This window comes from Actinocorallia lasiicapitis, assembly GCF_054778695.1.
In genome coordinates this window covers 1-2,880 of the sequence record NZ_BAAGZI010000554.1, presented here as the reverse complement: position 1 = coordinate 2,880, position 2,880 = coordinate 1, and the positions used below count along the sequence as shown (strand labels likewise).

The window sequence follows — 2,880 nt, the reverse complement described above, 5'->3', positions numbered from 1 at the left end:
TGGCGCTGTGGGCGCTGGCGGCGTCGGCGGCGCTGTACGCGGCGCGGCGCAGGCTGCGCAGGTCGGCGCCCAACCAGTGGCGGATCTCGGCGACCGAACTGCAGGGGCTGCCCGCCGAACGGGTCGGGGCCGTGCTGGTCGGGCCGGGCCCTGAGCTGAACCCGCTGAGCGGGGAACCCGACTACGCGCCGCTGACGGCCGTCGTCTTCGACCACCGGCTCCGGGTGCTGACCCTGCTGAACGCCCGCGGCCTGGACGAGTTCCAGCTCGTCCACACCCTCGACGAGCACGGCTACCAGGTCGTGTCGACCGCGCCCTCGGCGCCCCGGCCGTCGGAGTACGGCCTCGACGGGCTGCCGGAGATCTTCTCCCAGGTGCCGGGCGGCCGGCTGGTCGTCGCCGACGACGGGCTCGGCTGGGCCGACATGGCCGGGGACGTCCTGCTGAAGATGCCCGCCGACCGGATCGGCGTGATCGAACTGCTGACCGTCGACGGCCATGCCTGGCTGCGGGTCTACGACGCCGAGGGCGAGGAGTTCCTGGCCGCGCCGCTGAAGGCGCTCCGGATCGCCCGCACCGATCTGCGCGAGCAGGCACGTCAGGCGGGCCTGCCCGTCACGGACGCCGAGTACGAGGCGTATCTGAGCGCCGCGTTCCACGGCGCCGTCGGCGGGCTGTCGGCCGATCCGGTGCTGCTCCCGACGCCCGAGGGCGGGCCCGGCGCCGTCCTGGACGCCACGCCCCGCTCCCGGCTGTGGGGGTACGGGATGACGGGCGCGCTCGGCTTCCTGCTGGCCCTGACGGCCACCTGGTTCGCCGTGAACCTGTCCCCCGCCCTGATCTGGACTCTGCCCGCCGGGATCGTGGTGGGTCTGGCGTCGGGCTGGCTCCTCGACCGCAACCGCAGCCAGCTCAAGATCAGCATCCATGGGATCGCGTCGGTCAGCCGGCTCGGCAAGACCGACTGGTCGCTGCGGCGCGAGACCGTCGGCGGCGTCGGCATCGACCACGGCGCCGAAGGGATCCCCCGCCTGGTCGTCTGGTCGCCCGCGGGCCGTGTGCTGCGCCGGGTGACCTTCGCGCCCGACCTCGCCGAGCTGCGCCGCGCCTGCGAGCAGTACGGCCTGCCCTGGGGCCCGCCCGATTCGGCCGGTTCCGCCAGCCCGCCGCCCGAGATCTAGCCGGCGCGCAGCGGGTAGACCGCGAGGGTCTCGTAGCGGGGCTTGGGGAAGTGGCTGCGGATCAGCTGGACCGTGGCGGCCTGCCAGGGACGGCCCGCGTAGGAGGCCAGCCGCTCGGTCAGCGGGCGGACGTCGCGAGGGGTGCGGCAGCGCGCCAAGGTCAGATGGGGACGGAACGGCTTCTGGTCGGGTGGGACGCCCGCGTGACGGCCCGCCGCCGACGCCGAGGCCGCCAGCTTGGCCAGCGGCCTGCGATCCCCGTAGACGCCCGTCCACAGCACCCTGGCGTGCACCCCGCCGCTGGGGAACGCGCCGACGCCCGCGAACGACAGGGCGAGCGCCGGGGTCCGGGCGGCGGCCCGCTGGAGGTGCGGGATCAGGCGTTCGCGCGCCTCGTCGTCCAGATCACCGTAGAACGCGACGGTGACGTGCCAGAGATCGCGGTCCGCCCAGCGCAGGGCCGGCCACTCCTTGCGGAGCGGTGCGGTGAAGGACTCCAGTTCGTCGAGGATCTCGTCCGGCGGGACGAGCGCCGCGAACAGCCGCATGTCAGGCGCGCTCTATGGCACGGGCGTGCGCGTACAGCACATGCGCCAGAAGGGCGGGCGCCTGCTGGGCGGAGCCGTCGGTGAGGACGTCGGGGGTGAGGTTCCAGTCGCCGCCGACCCACGCGTCCGACAGGGTGCCCTCGGCGGACGGCAGCGAGTTCGCCGACTGCCTGATCTTCATGGCGCGGACCGAGGAGTCCGTCGCGGTGTCGCCGGCCACGCAGATCACCGGGACGCCCGCGGCGGGGCCCTCGTCGACCAGCCGCATGATCCTGTCGCCGTGCTGCTCCAGGGCCGCGCCGACGTCGAACAGCACCACCAGCCGGACGGGCGGGGCGCCCGCCAGCAGCGCGGTGTCGTCGCCGCCGACGGACCGCAGGTCGATCAGGTTGAGGAGCTGGTCGAGCCGGGCCGACAGGCCGGGGCCGTAGGCGACGCCGCCGCCGGTCAGGGCGGGCGACAGGGAGTTCACCCAGCCCGCCCCCGAAAGGCCGGAGCCGTCGAGGACGTCCAGCCCGGAACTGCCCGGCGGGACGGCCGCGAAGAACCGGGTGACCAGCGACCAGGCGTAGGCGGCCGCGTCGCGCGGCAGCGGCCCCTCGTTGATCCACAGGCAGCGGCGCCACGGCATCCGCAGCACCAGCGGAATGCTCAGGGCGGTGGTCTCGGGCGCGGTCAGGGTGCCGAGCAGGACTCCCTGGCCGAGCCGTTCGACCGGGCCCCAGGTGAGCCACTGGGCCGAGCTGAACGGCGCCAGTTCGGCGCTGACGTGCGTGTCCTGCTGGACGAGTTCGCCGGCGAGCTGTGCCATGTCGGCGTTCATCCGGTCGGTGGCCGCCCGCATGAGCTCCTGGGACCGGCCGGCCGGGGCGCGTCCCGTCACCTCGTCGTCGCGGATCGCCAGCGCGTGCGCCATCGACGACCGGTAGGACTCCAGGGAGCGGCTCGCGTCCTCCCAGACCATCCAGACCCGGTCGGTGTAGGCGACCTCGCGGAGCCCCTGCGGTGGTTCGGACGGCGCGCCGGGGGTTCCGGCCGTCGGGCTCTGCCCCACCGGGGAACCGGGCGGAATCGACCAGCCGGGCGTGGCCTGCGGAGACGGGGGCGGTGGCGGGGGCGCCGGCCTGCCGGGCGGGGGCGGCGCGGGCTGG

At 74.9% G+C, this 2,880-nt stretch carries 2 protein-coding genes and 1 pseudogene; 1 reads left to right on the top strand and 2 read right to left on the bottom strand.

Translation table 11 applies throughout. The features are described 5' to 3' along the window. Positions 1-1,181, top strand: a pseudogene (locus ACYVE7_RS32000) (hypothetical protein); the annotation flags it as partial. On the opposite strand, the gene thpR reads toward ACYVE7_RS32000, so the two are convergent. Both thpR and ACYVE7_RS31990 read right to left on the bottom strand, forming a co-directional pair. Further along, positions 1,178-1,729 (bottom strand): RNA 2',3'-cyclic phosphodiesterase, encoded by a 552-nt coding sequence (gene thpR, locus ACYVE7_RS31995; RefSeq protein ID WP_460370050.1) that lies wholly within the window; start codon positions 1,727-1,729, stop codon positions 1,178-1,180. The pseudogene ACYVE7_RS32000 and the gene thpR sit on opposite strands and share 4 nt — an antisense overlap. Before the next feature lies 1 nt (position 1,730). After that, a partial coding sequence (locus tag ACYVE7_RS31990; protein WP_460370048.1) for a TerD family protein occupies positions 1,731-2,880 on the bottom strand: 1,150 nt, incomplete at its 5' end.

Coding starts and splice junctions, on each gene's coding strand:
- thpR (WP_460370050.1), bottom strand. CDS start 1,729: ATGCGGCTGTTCGCGGCGCTCGTCCCGCCGGACGAGATCCTCGACGAA.